Annotated in this window: 2 protein-coding genes; both read left to right on the top strand. The window is 51.8% G+C overall.

Annotated elements, in window-relative coordinates:
* Window positions 1–1,246 (top strand): oligosaccharide flippase family protein (locus Q0236_RS01060; protein WP_297913993.1); only part of this gene is annotated, 1,246 nt, incomplete at its 5' end.
* Window positions 1,243–1,416: 4Fe-4S binding protein (locus tag Q0236_RS13195; RefSeq protein WP_367274723.1), on the top strand; the 174-nt coding region annotated here is incomplete at its 3' end. The genes Q0236_RS01060 and Q0236_RS13195, both read left to right, overlap by 4 nt.

Below are 1,416 nucleotides of genomic sequence, written 5' to 3' on the forward strand. Positions count from 1 at the left end.
TCTAGTGATGAGCGCGCTCGTCTTGCTTATCAGCGCGCTTGTGATCGCCTACGCAGACGCGATCTTCGGCGCGAAATTAAGCGGCGAGGAGATCCGCAAGATCCGCATAATGTTTGCGCTTTTGAGCCTAAATTTAGCCGTGAGCTTTCCATTTAGCATCTACTCGTCGATCCTCACGGCGCACGAAAATTTCGTATTCATTAAGCTCATCGCCATCCTGCGCACGCTTTTGCTACCTGCGATTGCGGTGCCGGTGCTTCTTTTGGGGCATAAATCGGTCGCGATCGTAGCCTGCGCTACGGCGGTAAATTTATTCTGCGTCGCCGCGGATTTCATCTACTGCAGGCGCAAGATCGCGCCGCGTATCAGCGTGCGAAATTTCGACGCGGGCGTGCTAAAGCAGGTATTTTCCTACTCGTTTTTCATCTTTTTGGGGATGATCGTCGATCAGGTAAATTGGAGCGCGGATAATTTCATCCTAGGCGTAGTTGCTGGCACTACGGCGGTCTCGCAGTACAGCGTCGCGGCGATGATAAACTCTACCTTCATCACGCTTTCGGTCACCATCAGCGGCGTGATGCTGCCTAAAATTTCAAAGATGGTAAGCGCAAATAGCAGCGACGCCGAGCTTACGGCGGAGTTTATAAAGATCGGCAGGCTGCAGTTTTACGTCATCTTTCTGATCTGCTCGATGCTGATAATTTTCGGGCGTGAGTTCATCATTTTATGGGCGGGCGCGCAGTATGAAATTTCATATACGATCGCGCTTATCTTGGTTATCCCCGTCTGCGTGCCGCTTATTCAAAATTTAGGGCTTTCGATCCTGCAGGCGAAGAACAAATTCCGCTTTCGCGCGGTCGCGGCGCTATTTATGACGTTTTTAAACATCGCCGTATCCATTCCGCTAGCCAAGCTATACGGCGGCGTCGGAAGCGCGGCGGGCACGGCGCTATCGCTTGTTTTGCTAAATATCGCTTTAATGAACTTTTACTACCATTTCAAAATCGGGCTCGATATGGCGAAATTTTGGCTAAACATCGCTCGCATGCTGGCTCCGTCGCTTTTAGCCGTAGCGATCATTTTGCCGATAAATTATGCGCTGAGCCTAAGCGGCGCTGCGTATCTGCTTGTGTGCGGCTCGCTTTACATAGCGATTTTTATGTTTATCGCCGTAAAGCTCGTGATGAACGACTACGAGCGCGCGATCTTCGGCGCTGCGTTAGCCAAGATTAGGAGCAGATTATGAGCTTTAACGTCGTAAGCGAAGTCGTGTCCAAAAATCGCTGTATCGGCTGCGGTGTCTGCACGGCGATCTGTCCGCAAAGCGTGCTGCAGATGCACATAGCGCCGAGCAGCAATTACGAAGTGCGGCAGATCCCCGGCTGCGACGAGCGGTGCGATCTTTGCCTCAAGGTC

The sequence above is a fragment of the uncultured Campylobacter sp. genome (genome assembly GCF_938031315.1).
Taxonomy (GTDB): Bacteria; Campylobacterota; Campylobacteria; order Campylobacterales; family Campylobacteraceae; genus Campylobacter_B.